Annotated in this window: 17 protein-coding genes and 2 pseudogenes; 12 read left to right on the top strand and 7 right to left on the bottom strand. The window is 34.3% G+C overall.

Going from position 1 to position 20,573, the window contains the following annotated elements; translation table 11 throughout:
• Positions 1 to 26 precede the first annotated feature (26 nt).
• The 3 genes from sufD (at position 27) to K5I29_RS11205 (ending at position 5,022) form a co-directional block, all read left to right on the top strand.
• Positions 27 to 1,340 (top strand): Fe-S cluster assembly protein SufD, encoded by a 1,314-nt coding sequence (gene sufD, locus K5I29_RS11195; protein WP_264433385.1) that lies wholly within the window; start codon positions 27 to 29, stop codon positions 1,338 to 1,340.
• Between the two features lie 115 nt (positions 1,341 to 1,455).
• A complete protein-coding gene (locus K5I29_RS11200) occupies positions 1,456 to 3,615 on the top strand; it encodes a TonB-dependent receptor plug domain-containing protein (protein WP_264433387.1) in 2,160 nt (719 codons plus the stop codon).
• A gap of 6 nt (positions 3,616 to 3,621) precedes the next feature.
• A complete protein-coding gene (locus K5I29_RS11205) occupies positions 3,622 to 5,022 on the top strand; it encodes an HmuY family protein (RefSeq protein WP_264433389.1) in 1,401 nt (466 codons plus the stop codon).
• A gap of 177 nt (positions 5,023 to 5,199) precedes the next feature.
• Here K5I29_RS11205 and K5I29_RS11210 read toward each other — a convergent pair whose 3' ends face one another.
• From K5I29_RS11210 to K5I29_RS11225, 4 genes are read right to left on the bottom strand one after another with little or no spacing between them, the layout of a single operon-like run.
• On the bottom strand, positions 5,200 to 6,237 hold the full coding sequence (locus tag K5I29_RS11210; protein ID WP_264433391.1) for a hemin-degrading factor: 1,038 nt from the start codon (positions 6,235 to 6,237) through the stop codon (positions 5,200 to 5,202).
• Positions 6,191 to 7,024 carry an ATP-binding cassette domain-containing protein gene (locus K5I29_RS11215; RefSeq protein WP_264433393.1) on the bottom strand — a complete coding sequence of 278 codons (834 nt, stop codon included), beginning with the start codon at positions 7,022 to 7,024 and terminating at the stop codon, positions 6,191 to 6,193. The genes K5I29_RS11210 and K5I29_RS11215 overlap by 47 nt, the downstream gene beginning before the upstream one ends.
• Positions 7,021 to 8,055, bottom strand: coding sequence for a FecCD family ABC transporter permease (locus tag K5I29_RS11220; protein WP_264435194.1), 1,035 nt, complete (start codon positions 8,053 to 8,055; stop codon positions 7,021 to 7,023). Before K5I29_RS11220 ends, K5I29_RS11215 begins: the two co-directional genes overlap by 4 nt.
• A gap of 16 nt (positions 8,056 to 8,071) precedes the next feature.
• Positions 8,072 to 8,902, bottom strand: a complete 831-nt coding sequence (locus K5I29_RS11225) for a heme/hemin ABC transporter substrate-binding protein (RefSeq protein WP_264433395.1) — start codon at positions 8,900 to 8,902, stop codon at positions 8,072 to 8,074.
• 218 nt (positions 8,903 to 9,120) lie between these two features.
• On the opposite strand from K5I29_RS11225, the gene K5I29_RS11230 reads away from it, so the two are divergent.
• The 9 genes and pseudogenes from K5I29_RS11230 (at position 9,121) to K5I29_RS11270 (ending at position 18,043) form a co-directional block, all read left to right on the top strand.
• The gene (locus K5I29_RS11230) at positions 9,121 to 10,335 is read left to right on the top strand and encodes an aminotransferase class V-fold PLP-dependent enzyme (RefSeq protein ID WP_264433397.1); all 1,215 of its coding nucleotides are present in this window, start codon (positions 9,121 to 9,123) and stop codon (positions 10,333 to 10,335) included.
• Between the two features lie 20 nt (positions 10,336 to 10,355).
• The gene (locus K5I29_RS11235; protein WP_264433399.1) at positions 10,356 to 10,811 is read left to right on the top strand and encodes a hypothetical protein; all 456 of its coding nucleotides are present in this window, start codon (positions 10,356 to 10,358) and stop codon (positions 10,809 to 10,811) included.
• Positions 10,812 to 10,815: 4 nt separating this feature from the next.
• Entirely contained in the window at positions 10,816 to 11,235 is a 420-nt protein-coding gene (locus K5I29_RS11240) for a SufE family protein (protein WP_264435195.1), read from the top strand.
• 3 nt (positions 11,236 to 11,238) lie between these two features.
• Positions 11,239 to 11,562, top strand: coding sequence for an SUF system Fe-S cluster assembly protein (locus K5I29_RS11245; RefSeq protein WP_264433401.1), 324 nt, complete (start codon positions 11,239 to 11,241; stop codon positions 11,560 to 11,562).
• A 31-nt stretch (positions 11,563 to 11,593) separates the two neighbouring features.
• On the top strand, positions 11,594 to 12,100 hold the full coding sequence (locus tag K5I29_RS11250) for a DUF2480 family protein (protein ID WP_264433402.1): 507 nt from the start codon (positions 11,594 to 11,596) through the stop codon (positions 12,098 to 12,100).
• A 67-nt stretch (positions 12,101 to 12,167) separates the two neighbouring features.
• Positions 12,168 to 13,025 carry a DUF3078 domain-containing protein gene (locus K5I29_RS11255; RefSeq protein ID WP_264433404.1) on the top strand — a complete coding sequence of 286 codons (858 nt, stop codon included), beginning with the start codon at positions 12,168 to 12,170 and terminating at the stop codon, positions 13,023 to 13,025.
• A 176-nt stretch (positions 13,026 to 13,201) separates the two neighbouring features.
• A pseudogene (locus K5I29_RS11260) lies at positions 13,202 to 15,999 on the top strand (TonB-dependent receptor).
• Positions 16,000 to 16,002: 3 nt separating this feature from the next.
• Entirely contained in the window at positions 16,003 to 16,998 is a 996-nt protein-coding gene (locus K5I29_RS11265) for a metallophosphoesterase (RefSeq protein ID WP_264433406.1), read from the top strand.
• A pseudogene (locus K5I29_RS11270) lies at positions 16,995 to 18,043 on the top strand (phytase). The gene K5I29_RS11265 and the pseudogene K5I29_RS11270 overlap by 4 nt, the downstream one beginning before the upstream one ends.
• Positions 18,044 to 18,078: 35 nt before the next feature.
• Here K5I29_RS11270 and K5I29_RS11275 read toward each other — a convergent pair.
• From K5I29_RS11275 to hflX, 3 genes are all read right to left on the bottom strand, one after another.
• A complete protein-coding gene (locus tag K5I29_RS11275) occupies positions 18,079 to 18,243 on the bottom strand; it encodes a hypothetical protein (RefSeq protein ID WP_264433407.1) in 165 nt (54 codons plus the stop codon).
• An 11-nt stretch (positions 18,244 to 18,254) separates the two neighbouring features.
• A complete protein-coding gene (gene asnA, locus K5I29_RS11280) occupies positions 18,255 to 19,079 on the bottom strand; it encodes an aspartate--ammonia ligase (RefSeq protein WP_264433409.1) in 825 nt (274 codons plus the stop codon).
• A 234-nt stretch (positions 19,080 to 19,313) separates the two neighbouring features.
• The gene (gene hflX / locus K5I29_RS11285; RefSeq protein ID WP_264433412.1) at positions 19,314 to 20,561 is read right to left on the bottom strand and encodes a GTPase HflX; all 1,248 of its coding nucleotides are present in this window, start codon (positions 20,559 to 20,561) and stop codon (positions 19,314 to 19,316) included.
• Between the last annotated feature and the right edge of the window lie 12 nt (positions 20,562 to 20,573).

Raw genomic sequence — 20,573 nt, forward strand, 5'->3', positions numbered from 1 at the left:
AAACAACAAACTTTAAACAAAACAACATGGAGTTAAAAGAAAAATTATTAACCTCTTTTTTAGCTTTCGAACAAAAAGTGGATATCAATACCAATTTACACGATGTTCGCAACGAAGCATTAAAGACGTTTGAAAATAAAGGTTTTCCTACCAAAAAGGAAGAAGCTTGGAAATATACCTCGCTTAATGCAATCTTAAAAAACGATTTTGCTATTTTACCTAAAGGCGATGATGCAATTGAGTGGAAAGATGTAAAACAATATTTTTTAAACGATGTAGATACGTACAAAGTAGTTTTTGTAAACGGTGTTTTTTCATCTAACTTATCATCTACAACGCACGACGGATTGGACGTTTGTTTATTGTCATCAGCATTAACCAAACCCAAATACAAAATGATTATTGATACGTATTTTAATCAAGCTATTGATAAAAATGATAGCTTAACTAATTTAAATACGGCATATGCACTAGAAGGTGCATATATCAATATCCCTAAATCAACCGTAGTACAAAAACCAATCGAGATTATTTATTTTACAACCGGAACAAACCCAACGTTTGTACAACCGCGTAACTTAGTAATTGTTGGAGAAAATGCACACGTACAAATTTTAGAACGTCATCAAAGTTTAACTTCTGCTGCTGTATTAACCAATTCGGTTACCGAAATTTTTGCTGCCAAACGTGCTATTGTAGATTATTACAAACTACAAAACGACGTGCAAACGGCTAATTTGGTTGACAATACGTTTACCGTTCAGAAACAAGAAAGCCGCGTTTCGGTTCATACCTTCTCTTTTGGAGGTAATATTACACGTAACAACTTAAACTTTTACCAAAAAGGCGAACGCATCGATTCTACCTTAAAAGGAATTACAATTATTGATGATAAACAACACGTAGATCATTATACGTTAGTAAACCACGAAGAACCAAATTGTGAGTCGCATCAAAACTACAAAGGTATTTTTGACGGACAATCTACAGGGGTTTTTAATGGTAAAATTTTTGTAGATCAGGTTGCACAAAAAACAGATGCTTTTCAGCAAAACAACAATATTTTATTAACCGATAAAGCAACATTAAATACCAAACCGCAATTAGAAATTTTTGCTGACGATGTTAAATGTTCACACGGTTGTACTATTGGTCAGTTAGATGAAACAGCTATGTTTTATTTACAACAACGTGGAATTCCGAAAAAAGAAGCTCGTGCTTTATTAATGTACGCGTTTACTGATGAGGTAATTTCATCGGTTAAAATTCCAGATTTAAAACAAAAAGTTTCTCAGCTTATTTCTAAAAAATTAGGAGTAAATATGGGGTTTGAAATATAACATACTGATTGTTAAAAATATAAAAGCTATTTAGGTTATTCTAAATAGCTTTTTTTTATGTTAAATTATGTTATTTTAATTTGGAATAAATAAAAATTAATAACTACATTTGCTGTTGTCTATAATTAATCTAAATAAAAATAAAGAAATAGAGCAAACGATATATTTTAAAACGGCAGTATTTTTTTGTTTTAGTGCTTCTGTATTTGCACAAACTTCGCCCAAAGCAGATTCTATTACATCGCCCGTTATTATGGACGATTTAATTATTACTGGTCAATTTAATCCGCAGGCTGTAAATAAATCTATTTACGATGTGCAAGTTATAACGCGCGAAATGATTGATCGCCAAGCCGGAAATAATTTAGCCGATTTGTTAAACCAAAACTTAAATATTGTAATTATTCCAAATGCAAGCACGGGTAAATCAACCGGAAATATGTTGGGGTTGGATGCGCAGTATTTTAAAATTTTGGTAGATAACATTCCTTTAATTAATGAAGAAGGTTTAGGTAGTAATGTAGATTTAACGCAAATTAATTTAGACGATATTCAACGCATTGAAATTGTTGAAGGATCAATGGGCGTAGAATACGGTTCTAATGCCATTGCAGGTGTTATAAACATTATTACAAAAAAAGGATCTACTTATAAATGGAGCTTTACCCCAATGATTCAGGAAGAAACGGTTGGTTCTGAATATAATTTAAAAGATAAAGGCCGCCATATTAAATCGCTTAAAATAGAGCATAATTTAACCGATCGCATTTATGTAAACGCTATTTATACTCGTAATAATTTTAAAGGTTTGTGGAGCGATAAAAAAGGCGAAAATTACGGAATAAACGACGGGTTGCGCGGATACGAATGGTTGCCAAAAGAACAAAATACCGTAAAAGCCATGATTCGCTACAAAAGCGATAATTACAATTTATTTTACAAGTTTGAAGGTTTTTTTGAACAGGTTGATCGGTACAACAATACGGTGCTAGAAAACTACAATCCAATTACCCAAACCAGTAATCCAACAGCAAAAGATGCCGTTTTTAATTCTAAACGTTACGTACATCATATCAATGCTTTTGGTCGTTTTAATGATTTATTTAATTACGATGTTTCTTTCTCCTTACAAGATCAGAAAAAAAGCGTTGAAGATTATGTTTACTTAATTAAACAAGATGCAAAAACAGATGTTTCTAAATATGATTTTCAGAGCCGTAAAGGATTTTATTCTCGCGGAAGCATTTCTAATTTCCTAGTTAAAAAAAGCTTCGATTTCCAGTTAGGGTACGAACTTTCGTCTTTAAAAGGTTTTGCATCGCCTTATTCAGGAGATTATAAAACGCCTGTTTCTCGTAATCTAGATAATTATGATTTTTATGCTTCGTCAGAAATAACCTTATCCGACAAACTTTCTGTTAGACCGGGGGCCCGAATCATGATTTCTCCTTTATTCAGCAACCAATTAGCTTGGAGCTTTAGTGCAAAATACAACCTACCTAAAAATTATGAATTGCGCGCTATTTATGGCAATTCACCACGTTTGCCCAATTTTGATGAGTTGTACTCTTATTTTGTTGATTCTAACCACGACATTCAAGGAAATGAAAAGTTAAGTCCCGAAAAAGGACAATCTGTTTTCTTGAGTGTAAAACGCCAATTCGAACATCAAAAATTAACCTTGTTGCCTAAGTTAACGCTTTGGTACATGGATGTTTCTGATCGTATCGATTTGGCCGTGGTGAATCAATCACCTTTGCGCTATTCGTATGTAAACGTAAGCAGTTACCAATCTTTCGGTTCAACCTTACAATCTAAAATAAAATATAAAAACTTAAGCGGTGGGGCAGGCGTAACTTTTTCTGGCGTTGCCCAGCAAATTGACGATCGCCCATCTGATACACATCATTTTTTATATGCCATTCAAGCCAACCTAAACGCGGCTTATACGCTGCATAAAACGCAAACAACTTTATCGCTGTTTTTAAAATACAACGGACAAACGTACCAATACGTTGCCAAACAAGAAAACTTTGGTGATGTGGTTTACGAAAAAGGCAAACAAAATGGTTATGCGTGGTTTGATGCATCCATTCATCAACCGTTTTTAAACAAAAACTTACACGTAACCTTAGGTGCCCGAAACTTGTTTGATGTTACCAGCGTAAGAACGTCGGCTATTGAAGGCGGAACACATAACGGGCCAGCATCAAACCTAACTTTAGGTTACGGCCGATCGTACTTTTTAAAATTATTATATAACCTAAATATCTAAATACTTATGAAAAAACTGGGATTCCTTAGTTTTATTACAGCGCTATTTGTTTTGGTAGCCTGCTCTAAAGATGATTCACCCTCACAAACCGAACCTTTGGTTATTTCTTTCGAGAAAACTGCAATAGATTATTCGACTATTGAAAACGAAGCGCCAATTGGTTTGGTTTTCTCGCAACGCCCAACAGCAAATGGCGTACTTTATATTCAGGTAGAAGCAACCAATGCAACTTACGATACCGATTTTAATACCTTGCCTACGGCTGCTTTAAACGAGATTGTTTTGCCATTTACAGCAGGACAAGAAACGTTGTCTTTTACTTTTAAAAATTTAATTTTTCCGTTTGATCGTGGCGATAAAAAAGTAAATTTTACTATTACTAAAATTGAATATCCTGGAGAAACAGCCATTCAGGGTTATACCAAGTTAAACGTTTCTTTCGAAACGTTTTCTCGCGGATTTTTTGCACCCAATATTGGTGGTCCGAACGAACCTAATCAGGTTTATATTGATTTAAGTAAAGGAAAACTAACCGATGTGCAACGCGATAGCTGGGATTTAGGCTTTTATGCTGGTAACGAATTTAAAGTTATGCTTAACGGATCTGTAGCAATGGCTGCAACTGCTTTACCACAAACGAATTTAGCTGATGTGACTGAAGAATCTGTTGCTGCCTTAAAAACACAAGTTGCAACAGGAACTTTTAATCCTACTAATACCATTTATATTGATAATCCGTCGGGTGATTTAAACGGGTTGGTAATTAATAACGTTTCTGATAATCCAGCAAATAATCCGGTTTATCTTATTAATTTAGGATTTTCGGTTGGTACTGCAGCTCCAAATGTTGGATCGGTTGCTATAAACGGAGAACATCGTGGTTGGAAAAAAATAAAAATTAACCGTGACGGATCTAATTATAAAATTCAATACGCAGATATTGACGGATCTAACTTTAAAGAACAAGTAATTACCAAAGTTTCGGCCTTTAATTTTACCTTTTATAGCTTAGTAACCAATCAGGTAAAACAAGTACAACCAGAATCCAAAAACTGGGATATTGCTTTTACGGTGTTTACCAATATTATTCCGTCGGCCGGATCATACGTATATTCAAATTATGTAATAAATAATGTTGTTGGCGGTGCTAAAGCATATAAAGTTTCTACAGATAACTTTAGCTATGCAGCATTTACCAAAGCAAATGTAGATGAAAGTTTGTTTACAGCCGATCAACGTAGCATTGGTGATTCTTGGCGTTCGGTAACTCCAGTTGCAATGAATCAAACCGTATTTTATGTGGTAAAAGATCCTGAAGGAAACTATTATAAAGTGAAAATGCTTTCGGTAGTTAGCCCAGAAGGCGTTCGAGGAAATGCAACGTTTGAATACGAAATTCTTCCATAATTATATTCAGTTCTATTTTTTAAAACGGCGGTAGTAATACCGTCGTTTTTTATTTGCAAACCCCGCAACTATTTCCTTTTACAGAACAATGTTTACAATATAAATAAAAAAGCACTTGTTGGGTGACAAGTGCTTTTTCTGAACTAACTTAACTAATATTATGAATGGTTTATTTTTTTAAATTTCGGTCATTAAATTTCTCCATGATTTTAACTCAGGAATACCGGGTTTACGTTTGCCAAAAAATTGAACAATAATTTCTCCTTCGGTATTAAAAACTTCAACAGAGGTTACAATACCATCTTCCGTTGGTTTTCTTACCACCCAAGTTTCTGCTACGCGATCCATATCTAAATGCAGATTAAAATCGGGATCAAGAATATTATACCAATTATTATGCCACATTGTTTTGTGAATTTCGCCGGTATGAATTTGTATGATGCCTTTATTTCCGGTAAAAACCATAATTGGTATTTGTTGGCTTTGCGCTTTACCTAATAGGTACACAATATTTTCTTTTTTTATTTTTTTTGCATAACACGCATCCGGAGCTAAACGTAAAGCTTGCGTTCGGCTAACGCCATATTTGCGTAATAAACCAAAAAAGTTGTGTGTATCGGTTAGGTTTTTCCATTCGGTTTTAAATCCTTCAATATCAATTTCAGTATCTGGTTTTTCTGTTATTTTGGTAATTGATTTATCTAAATCTAATTCAGTAACCGGTTTTTGTTGCTTGTATTTTTCTACCAATTCTGCAAAAGCAACTTCATTACTTTGCGAGGTTAAATATATTTTATGAACGGCTTCGCCATCTTTTCCAAAAAACTGAAGGCTTTTTCGCAAGGTTTCGCCCATTGGTTCTGCAACTGCAAAGGCAAACTTCCAGTGGTTTAAAAAAATGCGTAAATCAATAGCTTCGCCAACAAATAATTGTGCATGCGGAGATGAAAAATCGGGGTTTAAATAAACGCCCTTACGTTCGTGCACGCATTCGTTATTGCGGGTTAAAGCCATAACTTTTCCTAATTTTTCTACATCTAATAAAATGGCTTTAAAATCAGTGATTAATTGCGTTACGCCTTGGTTTAGATTTAGGATTAAAAGTTCTGCTTCGCTTACATTTAAGGTTTGTGCTGCGTTGCGAATGCGTAAATGAGGTTGTTGTTGCTTAAGTTCTTCCCATTTTTGTTTTAATGAAACAGCAGTTGTATTCATAAGTTGTAATTTTTAGTTTCCGAATAAAATTAAAGGTTGTTGGGTGAGGGTTTTTATGCACCCGACATGGAAAATTAAAGGTTTCTGAAATTATTTTTTCTGTAAGCACCTTTGTAGGCGTGTCAAAACCTTTTACTTCGCCGTTTTTCATGAGTATAATTTTGTCGGCAAATTGGCCTGCCAAATTAATATCGTACAAAACAGCTACTACCAAATGGCCTTGCTTTTTATATTCTTTTAAAATTTGTAATAAGGTAAATTGATGCAAAACATCTAAATTGTTTAAAGGTTCGTCTAAAAAAACAATTTTATTTTCGATGCTGTTTTCTAGCTGAACCATAACACGGGCTAAATGCACCCGTTGTTTTTCACCACCAGAAAGTTGATTGTACAATCGATTTTGTAAATGCTTAATCTGAAATTTTTGCATCCATTTATCAATTACTTCTAAATCATTTTTTTGCGGATTTGCTTCAAAATAGGCATAGCGCCCAATTAGAATGACTTGCTTAACGGTTAGATTTATATTATGCGTTTGATGCTGAGTAAATTTAGCTTTATGATTGCTTAAAGTTTTTAAATCCCAAGCATGTAAGGGCTGGTCTTTAATTACAACTTGCGTTTGAATGGTTTTAATTTCATTCGCCAAAGCATTTAGTAAGGTTGATTTACCTGCGCCATTTGGGCCGATTATGGCAACAAATTCATTCGGCATCAATTCTATATTAATATTTTTTAATAAATGCGCTTGTTTTAAGCAATAGCTAAGTTGGTTGGTTCGAATCATGATAGCTGTTTTTTATTTTTTACTAATAAGGTTATAAAAACTGGAGCTCCCATAAACGCGGTAATAATACCAATAGGTAATTCTGACGGAGCAACCAAGATACGCGCTACGGTATCTGCAATTACTAAGATTATGCTGCCTAGCAACAAGGATAATGGTAATAAAACAATATAATTGGCTTGATAAATTAAACGTAAAATGTACGGCACAATTAATCCTATAAACCCAATGGTTCCGGTAAATGCTACGCAAGTACCAACAATTAACGATGTTGCTAAAATGATTTGCTTTTTAGTTTTTTGAACCTGAAAACCAATATGTTGGGCTTCGGTTTCGCCCAATTGTAAAGCGTTTAATATTTTTCCTTTTTTAACTAAAACAGACGAACACAGTAAGGTTACTACTGCAGTAATTACTACTTTATGCCAATTTGTTCCAGCTAAGCTGCCTAAGGTCCAAAAGGTTAAGTTCTGCAATTGTTCTTCAGTAGATAAAAAAGTTAATAATCCTGTTCCTGCACCTACCAATGCCGAGATAGCAACCCCCGATAATAACAATATGGTTATTTGTGTTTTTCCGTTGTAGGTTGCTATTTTGTACACCAATAATGTGGCTAATAAAGCACCTATAAAAGCCATAATGCTTAATATAGAATATTGTAAACTTGCGCTAAGCATTTTTGCGAACAACGAATTAAATACAATGGTAATTGCTGCAAAAAAAACCGCTCCCGATGTAATGCCTATTAAATCTGGCGTAGCTAAAGGGTTTTTAAAAACCCCTTGAATAGCAGTTCCAGACAAAGCTAAACCTGCTCCAATAATTACAGCTAAAAAAATGCGAGGCAAGCGCAATTGCATCAGCACAAAAAAATCGGTTGAGTTAAGGATTTCTGGGTTAAATAGTATTATTTTAATGGTTTTAATGATGCCAAATTCAAACTGATAAACACCTACATATAAAGAAACTAGGCTAACTATAACAAGCACAACAAACAACAAAAAAACAGTTAGGTTTACGTTTTTTGACATCATTAAAAAGCCAATTTTATTTTTTAAATGCATGATTTAATTCTTGAACTGCTTGTCCCAGCCTTGGGCCAAAACCTGAAAGTAACAAGCCGTCTAATGCTATAATATTTTTATTCTTGCCTGCATTGGTTTGTGCAATGCCATCAACCTTTAACAATCCGTCAATTCCGCCAACAGCTTCTAAACCTTTGTCAAACATTACTATAAAATCAGGATTAGCTTGTGCTAAAGCTTCTGGCGTTAACGGTTTGTAATCGACAAATTCTGTAATAGCATTTTTACCCCCAGCCAATTCTACAACAGCTTCAATAGGTGTTCCGGTTCCGCCAACCATCATTTGGTTTGTTCGGGCATATATAAATAAAACTTTAGGCGCATTTGTAATTGGTTCTATTTGTGCTAATTCGACATCTAAAGTTTTTTTAATAGCTGATGCTTGTTCTGCTTGTAAAGCATTTGCAACGGCATCTATTAATTGTTTGGTGCCGTTTTGCGAATATGTTTGGTTAAACGTAAGTACCTGAATACCGGCTTGGTTAAGTTGTTGTAAAAGTTCTGGCCTTACCTCTTTTTCTAAAGCAAAAACTTTAGTTGGTTTTAAATTGATTAATTTTTCAACAGAAAGTTTAAATACATGATCTAAGTTTTCGGTGGTTTCACCAATATTAGTGGGGTAGGTACTGGTTACATCAACACCAACAAGTTGTTTTTGATACCCTAAAGCAGCTATAATTTCGGTTAAAGTTCCGTTTAATGAAACAATTCGTTCTACCGCTTTTTGTTGTTCTGTTTGTAATTCTGATGCAGTTTCTGCTAGATTTTTCTGCTTGCAACCCATTAAAAGCATCGTAACGGCTAAGGTTAATATTATTTTTTTTATATAGTTTTTATTGAGTCTAAATTAATTCAAATGTATAAATCTAAATTTGCTTACACAACATTTATTTAGAATAAATAAAAATAGAGTTGGTTGGGGGTAAAATTTCCACTATAAATAAGTATCTTTGTATTATTAATAGTAAATTTTAAACAACATGTTTTAAATTTGCATGAAATAGAATTAAGATGTTTGATATTCAAGCTATAAGAGCCGATTTCCCTATATTAAAAGAAAAAGTAAACGCTAAACCTTTGGTTTATTTTGATAATGGAGCAACCTCGCAAAAACCGAAAGTTGTTTTAGATGCCATTCAGCAATATTATACTGAAATAAATGCGAACATTCATCGTGGGGTTCATACCTTAAGCCAATTGGCAACCGATGCGTACGAAGAATCACGTTTCAAAATTCAAAAGCACATCAATGCCAAGCACGCGCACGAAGTTTTGTTTACCAGCGGTACAACTTTTGGTATTAATTTAGTTGCTAACGGATTTGCTCAGCTTTTACAACCGGGTGATGAAATTATTGTTTCTGAGCTGGAACATCATTCTAATATTGTACCATGGCAATTTGCTTGTCAACGTTCTGGAGCGGTTTTAAAAGTAATTCCGCTGAAAGAAAACGGCGAATTAAATATGGAGGTTTACCAACAATTGTTAACCAATAAAACCAAATTGGTTGCAGTAAACCATATTTCTAATGCTTTGGGGGTTATTAATCCTATTGAATTTATTATCGAAAAAGCACATCAAATAGGTGCAGCTGTTTTTATAGATGGCGCACAAGCAACTCCACATTTAAAACCAGACGTTCAGGCATTAGATTGTGATTTTTATGCTTTTTCGGGTCATAAAATTTGTGGGCCAACCGGAACCGGAATTTTATATGGTAAAGAAGCTTGGTTAAACGCTTTACCTCCGTATCAAGGCGGTGGTGAAATGATTAAAGAAGTTACGTTTGAAGAAACAACATTTGCCGAATTACCACATAAATTTGAGGCAGGTACGCCAAATATTGCTGGCGGAATTGTTTTAGGCGTTGCTATAGATTATTTAAATCAAGTTGGTTTTGATGCTATTGCTGCGTACGAAAAAGAATTATTAGATTACGCAACCGAGCAATTATTACAAATTCCGGGTTTACGTATTTATGGCAATACTGAACATAAAGCATCAGTTGTTTCATTTAATATTGATGGCATTCATCCGTACGATATTGGTGCAATTGTAGATAAAATGGGCGTAGCTGTTCGTACAGGGCACCATTGTGCGCAACCAATCATGCGTTATTTTAATATTCCTGGTACCGTTCGTGCATCATTTATGTTCTACAACACCAAAGAAGAAATTGACGTTTTGGTACAAGCCGTTAAAAAAGCACAAACCATGTTGCTATAAGCAACTTAATATATAAAACCATGAAACATATTTTTACAATTGCAATTTGTACTTTACTTGCTGTTGGTTGTGCTTCTAATAAGCCAACAAGTCAGCACGAACAAATAGCTAAAAATGTGCAAGCTTTACCAACTGTTTTAGAAGTACAAACGGTAACGCGTGGTTTTTACAACCAAGCAGTAATAGCAAACGGATCTGTTTTATTAAAAAAGAATAAAGAAGATGCAGGCGTTTCTAGAACTTTAACCGAGCAGGAATTAATTGATTTAACGCAGGCGTACAACGCTTTTGAGTTAGAAAAATTAAACGATTACGTTTCAGATTCTAACTTACGCGCTGTTGATGCATCAACTTTAACCGTTATAAAAATAACAAACAATGGCGATATGTTTATTTCAAACGATTTTGACACGGTTAATCCGCCAGCCGAACTTAAACCTTTGGTAAACCGCGTACAACAACTATTTAATGAATAATACAATGACAATACAAGAAATACAAGAAGAAGTAATTGACGAATTTTCTATGTTTGATGATTGGGACGATCGTTTTCAATACGTTATTGATTTAGGAAAAACGTTACCTTTAATTAACGAAGAATACAAAACCGACAGTAATACCATTAAAGGTTGCCAATCTAAAGTTTGGTTGCATGCCGAAATGCAAAATGGCAATGTTGTTTTTACTGCAGATAGCGATGCTATTATTACCAAAGGTATTATTGCCATTTTAATTCGTGTATTTTCTAATCAAGTACCGCAAGCTATTTTGCAAGCAAATACCGATTTTATTGACGAAATTGGTTTAAAAGAACATTTGTCGCCAACACGTGCAAACGGATTGGTTTCTATGATAAAACAAATAAAATTGTATGCTTTAGCATTCGAATCAAAACAATAAAATATGGAACAATTTAACGATACAGTAAACTTAGGAGAAGCGGTTGTTCAGGTTTTAAAAACCATTTATGACCCCGAAATTCCGGTTGATATTTACGAATTAGGGTTAATTTACGATGTGTTGATTAACGAAGATAACGATGTAAAAATTGTTATGACGTTAACTTCACCAAACTGCCCAGTTGCCGAAACTTTACCTGCTGAGGTTGAAGAAAAAGTTGCTGGCATTGAAGTAGTTAATTCATGCGAAGTTGAAATTACTTTTGATCCGCCTTGGGATAAAGAATTAATGAGCGAAGAAGCAAAATTAGAATTAGGAATGTTATAATTCCTAATTTTTTTAACCCCAATATGTACCTATGGAAAACGAAATAGTAAATAAAGTAGCCAACAGCTCACTTGAGGTTTTTGATTTAGAAGATTTTTATCCAACCGAAGAATTGGTTGTGTTTGATATTTCTCAATTTCTATTCGAAGGTTTTTTATTAAAAGAAAAAGAATTTAGAGCCGATTTAAAGGCTTACAATTGGGAACAATTTAATAATAAATACGTAGCCATTTTCTGCTCTACCGATGCTATTTTGCCTGCTTGGGCATTTATGCTAGTTAGCACCTATTTGCAAAACCACGCAAAAAAAGCGGTACAAGGCACGTTAAACCAATTAAAAATTGCGATTTATCAAGATATTATAGATCAAATTGATTTTTCGTTTTATCAAGATAAACCCGTAATTATTAAAGGTTGTTCTAAAAAACCCATTCCGGAAGAAGCTTATGTTATGGCCATTCAGCCCATGATGCAAGTTGCTCGCTCTATTATGTTTGGCGAAGCTTGCTCGGCGGTACCGATGTACAAACGAAAATAATGTTAAAAAAAACACAATATTATCAAAAGGTTTTAGTTTTAGTTAACTAAAACCTTTCTTTGATTTTATGAGAAAAATATTATTAATTATTTCGTTTTGTTTCGGTGCAAGTACTTTAAGTGCTCAAGATGCGCAGGTAGTAGCTACCGACACGATTTCGCCTTGGAAAAAAGGAGGAACATTTACTTTTATTTTTAATCAATCTGCGTTTAATAACGATTGGTTGGGCGGTGGTTCGTCTTCATTAGCAGGAAATATCAATTTAAATTATGATATTAATTATGCTAAAAACGATTGGACGTGGGATACCAAATTATTGGCTGCTTACGGGCAAACCAAAATAAAAGGCGAAGTTGATGCTAAAAAAACTGACGACAGATTAGAATTAAATTCGGTTTTAGGTAAAAAATCTGTTGGTAATTGGTATTATTCTATGATGTTTAATTTACGTACGCAATTTGATTCTGGTTTTGATAAAGAGCAACGTAAAATTTCGCATTTCTTTTCTCCTGCTTATTTGCAATTAGGTCCGGGTATGTTATGGAAAAAGTCAGATAACTTATCAGTAAATATTTCACCAGTAAATTCGCGCGGAATTATTGTTCATAAAGAATTTACTGAATTAGGATCATCTTACGGGGTAGAACAAGGTAAAACCTTTCGCTACGAGCTCGGAGCTGCTGTAAATGCCTATTATAAATTTTTGGTTTTAGAAAACGTAACGTTCGAGAACATTTTAAGTTTATATTCTAACTATTTAGACAAACCTAAAAACGTAGATTTAAATTACCAATTAAATGTTACGCTTAAGGTTAACAAATACATTTCAACCAACATTGCCTTTCAGGCTATTTACGATGATGATGCGATTAAGGCATTCCAAATTCGTCAATTGTTTGGTTTAGGTTTTAATTATAGTTTTTAATACATAATCTTTTTTATTTAATTGCAATCGGTTTATTTACTAAATAAGCCGATTTTTTTTGTTTCAGACAAAACTTACAAAAGTTAATATCTTGTTAATATGAACTTAATATTTCAGTAATGCTTTAGTAAAAAATTACCGTTAGGTTTGTTTTTAAATAACCAACAAACCAATTCATGAAACATTTATCTTATGTACTGCTTTTTTTGGTAAGCAGTTTAACTTATGCTCAAAATGGCGTAATATCGGGTAAAATTACTGATCAAGATAGCCAGTTTTCGTTACCGGGTGCTACCTTAAAAATTGAAAATTCAAATCGTTATACCATTTCTGATCAGAACGGAAATTATGAGTTTTTAGATTTACCTCAAGGTACATATGCTGTAAAAATAGAATATATAGGTTATTTACCTGTTGTAAAAGAAATACAATTAACAGATAATAAAACAGCAGTTGTTAATTTTGAATTAATTCCTGGATTTGAAGAACTAAACGAAATTGTTATTATTGGTGATTATCTTCGCGGACAAGCAAAAGCTTTAAATCAGCAAAAAAACAGATCAAACATTTCTAACATTATTTCATCAGATCAGGTAGGACGTTTTCCAGATGCTAATATTGGTGATGCATTAAAACGCGTTCCTGGAATTACGATGCAAAACGATCAAGGTGAAGCACGTAATATTATTATTCGTGGTTTATCTTCAGAATTAAATTCAGTTACCTTAAACGGCGACCGTATTCCTTCTGCCGAAGGCGACAACAGAAATATTCAGATGGATTTAATTCCTGCCGATATGATTTCTTCTATCGAAGTGAACAAAACTTTAACACCAGATATGGATGCTGATGCCATTGGCGGATCGGTAAACTTAATTACCGCGCGGTACCTAATAAAGAACGTATTTCGTTAACGCTTTCTGGTGGTTATGCACCAATTCGCGAAAAAGGATTGTACAACGGTGCTTTTGTTTATGGTAACCGTTTTGCTGACAACAAATTAGGAATTATTGCTTCGGGAACTTGGCAATCACAAAACTTCGGATCAGATAATGTTGAAGCAGTTTGGGATAAAGATGATGCAAACAATCCGTTTGTTTCTGAAATGGATATTCGTAAATACGATGTGCAACGCGTACGCCGCAGCTTTTCTTTAAGTTCGGATTATGTATTTAACGATAAAAATAGAATTGATTTTACTGCCATGTACAATTGGCGTGATGACCGCGAAAATCGTTACCGCGTGCGTTACCGTGATATTGAAATGCAAGATGACGGAACGTACACAGGCGAAATTCGTCGTGAAACAAAAGGTGGGTTAGATAACAAACGCAACAAAAACAGACGTTTAGAAGATCAACGCGTGATGAACTTTTCTTTACGTGGTGAGCATTTGTTAACATCTAAATTAGATATGGATTGGTCAGCATCTTATTCTAAAGCAAGTGAAGACCGTCCAAACGAACGTTATATGGATTTTAGAGAAAAAAATGTAACCTTAGCACAAGATATTGCAAACTCAAATTATCCGTTAGTTAACGCACAAATGGGCGAGCAACCTGAAGATTTTTCTTTCCGCTCGTTAACAGAAAATCACGATTATACGCAAGAAGAAGAATTTGGTGCTAAATTAAACTTCCGTGTACCTTTAACGGTTATTGAAGATCAAAAAGGGCGTTTACGTTTTGGATTACGTTTACGTTTAAAAGACAAAAAACGTGATAATATATTTTACGATTATTCACCATATTCTCCTTTTGGAAACTTAGCAGAAACGCCAAACGTATTTTACGGCGGAGAAAAGTTTAATCCAGGATCTAAATATGTACCAGGTTATTTTGTAAACAATAAATATTTAGGAGGTTTACAATTGGGTGATGCAAACTTGTTTGAAGCAACTTTAGAACCATCAGAATTTTTATCTGCTAACTACAAAGCAAAAGAACAAATTAAGGCAGCTTACGTACGTTGGGATCAGGATTTAAGCGAAAATACAACCATTATTGCTGGGGTTCGTGTAGAACATACTTCTATTAATTACACCGGTAATTATATTATGGATGAAGAAGATTTGATAGGATCAATCAACAACAAAAATAATTATACCAACGTATTACCAAGCATAACTTTAAAACATAATTTTACTGATAATTTACTTTTACGTGCTGCAGTTACAACAAGCTTGGCAAGACCAAATTACTACAGCTTGGCTCCGTATGTAAACGTAATTCAAGAAGATTCTGAAATTGCTGCCGGAAATCCGAATTTAAAAGCAACTTATGCAACCAATTACGATTTAATGGTAGAAAACTATTTTGATAATATTGGTATTTTATCTGGAGGTGTTTTTTACAAAAACTTAGATAACTTTATTTACACTTACAATAACAATTTCTTTACTGCTGCTGATTTTGATGCGCAGTTTCCGAATGTACAAAACCCAATTCCTGCAGATGAAAACTGGCAATTTAGACAGTCAAGAAACGGAGATAAAGTTAGCGTTTACGGATTTGAAGTTGCTTTTCAGCGTCAGCTAGATTTCATTCCAGTAAAATTCTTTAAACATTTTGGTTTGTATGCCAATTACACGTACACAAAATCGAAAGCTAAAGGAATTACGAATGAAGATGGTGATGTACGTCATGGTTTGGGTTTACCACGCACTGCACCGCATATGGTTAACGGATCATTAGCTTGGGAAAACAATAAATTCTCAGCACGTATTTCGGCAAACTTTACTTCTAAATATTTAGATGAAATAGGAGGAAATGAGTTTGAAGACAGCTATTACGACAAACAATTCTTTTTAGATTTTAACATGTCGTACAAGGTTTTACCAAAATGGCGTGTGTTTTTTGAAGCAACTAATTTAACAAACCAACCTTTACGTTATTACCAAGGTGATTCTAACCGTTTAAAACAATTAGAATATTATCAATCTCGCTTTAACTTAGGTATTAAATACGATTTTTAAAACATGAACAAATTCATAATTTCATTATGTGTTGTTGTATGCCAATTTTATAATGCATCTGGACAAAAACGTCCAGATGCATTGTTTCATACAACAGCAGCAACAAGCAATCAAACAATTAAACCATTAAAAAACGGTATTTCATTTTTAGCCATTGGCGATTTTGGACGCCATGGCGCTTATACACAAAAAGAAGTTGCTCGCGAAATGGGAGTCGTAGCCGAAATTTTAGGTATTGATTTTGTGGTTTCTGTAGGCGATAACTTTTACCCAAACGGAGTACAAAGCACGCAAGATTACCAATGGATCTCGTCTTTCGAAAGCATTTACACGCATCACGCTCTGCATGAGCCGTGGTACGTTGCTTTAGGTAATCACGATTATGCGGGTAACGCACAAGCGCAATTAGATTATTCTCAAATTTCTCGCCGTTGGGAAATGCCCGCACGTTATTTCGAAAAATTAATTGAAATTGATAACGGTAAGTTTTTGCAACTTTTAGTTTTAGACACCAATCCGTTTATAGATAAATACCAGCAGAATAAAGAAAAATATACCGGTATAGAAAAACAAAACACCAAAAAACAATTGCGTTGGTTAGAACAAAAACTAGCAAACAAAAACCCTGAAATTGTTTGGAAAATTGTTGTAGGGCATCATCCGTTATATTCGGGCGGAAAGCGCAAAACAAGTAAAGAAACGTTAGATATTGAAGCTGTTTTTGAACCTATTTTAGAAAAACACCAAGTTGATGCATACATAACTGGTCATGAACATGATTTGCAAGTAATTCAAAAACCAAACAAAAAATTAATTCAGTTTTTATCTGGTGCTGGCAGCGAACTGCGCGAAGCTGGTACAACAGAAGGAACCTTGTTTGCTGATTCTGTTCCTGGCTTTATGGCTTTTTCTTTAAACGACAAGCAATTAGATGTTTATGTAATAGAAGCCAAAACAAATACCTACCAAGTAATTTACTCACAAACATTAACCAAATGAAAAAACTAATTTATATTACTTTAACTGCAGCTTGTTTAACCGCTTGCGGATCTAAATTGGCTCCAGTATCAAAAAATGCATTAAAACCAACGGTTGTAACACAACCAACACCGCATGATACAGATGATCCGGCAATTTGGATTAATTACCAAAATCCCAACCAATCTTTAATTATTGGTACTGATAAAGAAGAAGCAACGGGCGGATTGTATGCGTACAATTTACAAGGAGAAATTGTAAACAAAGTTTATCCGTTAGATCGTCCAAATAATGTTGACGTAGCGTATGGCTTATTCGTTAACAACCAACCTACCGATATTGCTGTGGTTACCGAGCGTAAACAAAACACCATTCGCGTTTTTAGTTTGCCTGACTTAACTGCAATTGATAATGGCGGAATTGCTGTATTTGAAGATTCTGATTTTAAAGATCCAATGGGCATCGCGTTATATACCAATCCAAACAATAATAAAATTTACACTATTGTTGGGCGTAAAGATGGTGTTAATGGCGAATACTTATATCAATATGAATTGGTAGCTGCTAACGGAACTGTTATGGCTAATTTGGTTCGTAAATTTGGTGCTTATTCTGGCGAAAAAGAAATTGAAGCTATTATGGTAGATAACGAACTGGGTTTTGTGTATTACGCCGATGAAACTGTTGGTTTACGTAAATATTATGCAGATCCTGAAAAAGGAAATCAAGAACTGGCTTTTTTTGGTCAAAACGATTTTAAGCGCGATCACGAAGGAATTGCGTTGTACAAAACCTCACCAACAACGGGTTATATTTTAGTTTCTGACCAACAAGCTAATAATTTTGTGGTTTACCGCGCGAAGGTTTAGGCGGAGAACATCAGCATCAAATGATAGCAAAAATACCTGTTTCAACCATTGAATGTGATGGAGCAGATGCCGTAAATTTTAATTTCGGAGCACCTTTTGAAAACGGCTTGTTTGTTGCCATGAGCAACGGCAATGTTTTTCAGTTGTACGATTGGAATATCATTCAAGCTGAAATTGATAAGCAACAAAAACTATAAATAAAAAAAGCAGGTTAATAACCTGCTTTTTTTATTTATAGTAAATGAATGTTGTTTGTTGCTAAATCGGATCTAATTGCATCGTCCCATAAGCTTACTTGTACTTCACCAATATGTTGTTTTTTTAGTAAAAACATAATTAAGCGCGATTGGCCAATACCGCCGCCAATGCTTAACGGAATGGCATCGTTTACAATCATTTGGTGGTAGGTTAGCTGTAATTTGTTTTCTTGCCGCGTTCGGCTAATTGTTTTTGTAAAGCCAGTTTATCTACTCGAATGCCCATTGACGACAATTCAAAGCTTTGTTTTAAAACGGCATTCCAAACCAATAAATCACCGTTTAAGCCTTGTCCTAATTCAGTTTTGGTGCTCCAATCGTCATAATCAGCGGCACGGCCGTCATGTTGTTCTCCGGTAGAAAGTTTGCATCCGATTCCGATAATAAAAACCGCACCATATTTTTCGGTAATTAAATGTTCACGGTTTTTAGGCGTTTCGTTTGGGTATAATTGGTACAATTCTTCAGCATGAATAAAAGTAATTTGTTTGGGTAAAACAGGAGGTAAGCTCGCGTTTTTTTCAAAAACTTGTTGTTCGGTTTGTAAAATAGCTTCGTAAATTTTTTGTACTGTGTTTTTTAAATACGCCAAGTTTCTGTCTGCTTCTGTAATTCGAATTTCCCAATCCCATTGGTCCACGAAAATGGAATGAATGGGAGAATAATCTTCATCCGGACGCAAAGCGCTCATGTTGGTTAAAATGCCTTCATGAGGCTGAATATCGTATTCTTTTAAGCGAATGCGTTTCCATTTTGCTAACGAATGTACCACAACTGCTTGCTTGTCTTGCATAGATTTTATCGGAAAACGCACTGCACGTTCCGTTCCGTTCAAATCGTCATTAATTCCTGTTCCATCTAAAACCATTAATGGCGATGAAACCGGAATTAAATTTAAATTATTACATAATTGACCTGAAAAAACGGTTTTAATAAATGCAATTTTTTGTTCGTTTTCTAACTGAATTCTACACATAATGTTATTTGGGTTTAAAATGAAAAAAGGCTTCTCAATCGAGAAGCCTTTACTTAATATTATATAGAAAAATGATTTTCTTACAAGTAATAACTTCCCGTTCGAATAGGATTATTCGAATTATTATTAGTATTGAAGTTATTTGATTTGTTAAAAATCATGTTCTGGTTTTATTTTTAATACTTGTAAATTTATGTAATTTTTGAATACGTTTGACAAAAAATATCAAAAAAGTTAATCTTCATTTTCGTCATCTTCTTCTTCCATCTCAATAACATCTTCCCATTCTGGGTATAAAAAGTTGTTGTAAGGAAATCTAGAAATGTGAATTTCACGCACCAAATCGTAAACTTTATGTCTAAATTCATCAAAGTTTTCTTTGTTGGTTGCTGATATAAATAAAGCGTTATTCGATCCAACTTTTGCCATCCACGTTTCTTTCCATTCTTCCAAGCTGTAATGTTTGGTGGTACGCTCAGTCATTAAATCATCTTCAGCAATAACTTCGTGCGTGTAGTTATCAATTTTATTAAAAACCATTATGGTTGGCTTATCGTCTGCTTCAATTTCTTTTAAAATTTGATTAACCGATGCAATATGATCTTCAAATTCAGGATGCGAAATATCTACCACATGCAATAAAATATCAGCTTCGCGAACTTCGTCTAACGTACTTTTAAAAGATTCTACCAATTGCGTTGGCAATTTTCTAATAAAACCTACGGTATCGGTAAGTAAAAAAGGTAGGTTTTTAATTACAACTTTTCTAACTGTGGTATCAAGCGTTGCAAACAATTTGTTTTCTACAAAAACATCACTTTTACCAATAGCATTCATTAAAGTTGATTTACCCACGTTGGTATATCCTACTAATGCAACACGAACCATAGCGCCACGGTTACCGCGTTGTACGGCCATTTGGCGGTCAATGGTTGCTAATTTGTCTTTTAAAAGTGAAATACGATCACGAACAATACGACGGTCGGTTTCAATTTCGGTTTCACCCGGACCGCGCATTCCAATTCCACCACGTTGGCGTTCTAAGTGCGTCCACATGCCCGATAAACGCGGAAGTAAATATTGGTTTTGAGCCAATTCTACTTGCGTACGTGCGTACGATGTTTGTGCGCGTTGGGCAAAAATGTCTAAAATTAAGTTGGTACGGTCTAAAACTTTTACATCAATTAACTTAGATAAGTTTTTTTGCTGAGCAGGTGTTAATTCGTCATCAAAAATTACAGTTGTAATCTGATTTTCTTTAACAAACTCCATAATTTGTTCTAGCTTACCAGTACCAATAAAGGTTTTTGGATTGGGCTTGTCCATTTTTTGCATGAATCGTTTTTTAACTTCACCACCAGCGGTAATGGTTAAAAATTCTAACTCATCCAAATATTCATTTAATTTATCTTCAGGTTGATTTTGAGTTACAATACCAACAAGCACTGTGCTTTCAAAATTAATTTCTTCTTTTTCTATCATAGAATGTTATAA

It is taken from the genome of Flavobacterium agricola, from assembly GCF_025919725.1.
GTDB classification, from domain to species: Bacteria; Bacteroidota; Bacteroidia; order Flavobacteriales; family Flavobacteriaceae; genus Flavobacterium; species Flavobacterium agricola.

Coding starts and splice junctions, on each gene's coding strand:
- sufD (WP_264433385.1), top strand. CDS start 27: ATGGAGTTAAAAGAAAAATTATTAACCTCTTTTTTAGCTTTCGAACAA.
- K5I29_RS11205 (WP_264433389.1), top strand. CDS start 3,622: ATGAAAAAACTGGGATTCCTTAGTTTTATTACAGCGCTATTTGTTTTG.
- K5I29_RS11210 (WP_264433391.1), bottom strand. CDS start 6,237: ATGAATACAACTGCTGTTTCATTAAAACAAAAATGGGAAGAACTTAAG.
- K5I29_RS11215 (WP_264433393.1), bottom strand. CDS start 7,024: ATGATTCGAACCAACCAACTTAGCTATTGCTTAAAACAAGCGCATTTA.
- K5I29_RS11220 (WP_264435194.1), bottom strand. CDS start 8,055: ATGTCAAAAAACGTAAACCTAACTGTTTTTTTGTTGTTTGTTGTGCTT.
- K5I29_RS11225 (WP_264433395.1), bottom strand. CDS start 8,902: ATGCTTTTAATGGGTTGCAAGCAGAAAAATCTAGCAGAAACTGCATCA.
- K5I29_RS11230 (WP_264433397.1), top strand. CDS start 9,121: ATGTTTGATATTCAAGCTATAAGAGCCGATTTCCCTATATTAAAAGAA.
- K5I29_RS11235 (WP_264433399.1), top strand. CDS start 10,356: ATGAAACATATTTTTACAATTGCAATTTGTACTTTACTTGCTGTTGGT.
- K5I29_RS11240 (WP_264435195.1), top strand. CDS start 10,816: ATGACAATACAAGAAATACAAGAAGAAGTAATTGACGAATTTTCTATG.
- K5I29_RS11245 (WP_264433401.1), top strand. CDS start 11,239: ATGGAACAATTTAACGATACAGTAAACTTAGGAGAAGCGGTTGTTCAG.
- K5I29_RS11250 (WP_264433402.1), top strand. CDS start 11,594: ATGGAAAACGAAATAGTAAATAAAGTAGCCAACAGCTCACTTGAGGTT.
- K5I29_RS11255 (WP_264433404.1), top strand. CDS start 12,168: ATGAGAAAAATATTATTAATTATTTCGTTTTGTTTCGGTGCAAGTACT.
- K5I29_RS11265 (WP_264433406.1), top strand. CDS start 16,003: ATGAACAAATTCATAATTTCATTATGTGTTGTTGTATGCCAATTTTAT.
- K5I29_RS11275 (WP_264433407.1), bottom strand. CDS start 18,243: ATGATTGTAAACGATGCCATTCCGTTAAGCATTGGCGGCGGTATTGGC.
- asnA (WP_264433409.1), bottom strand. CDS start 19,079: ATGTGTAGAATTCAGTTAGAAAACGAACAAAAAATTGCATTTATTAAA.
- hflX (WP_264433412.1), bottom strand. CDS start 20,561: ATGATAGAAAAAGAAGAAATTAATTTTGAAAGCACAGTGCTTGTTGGT.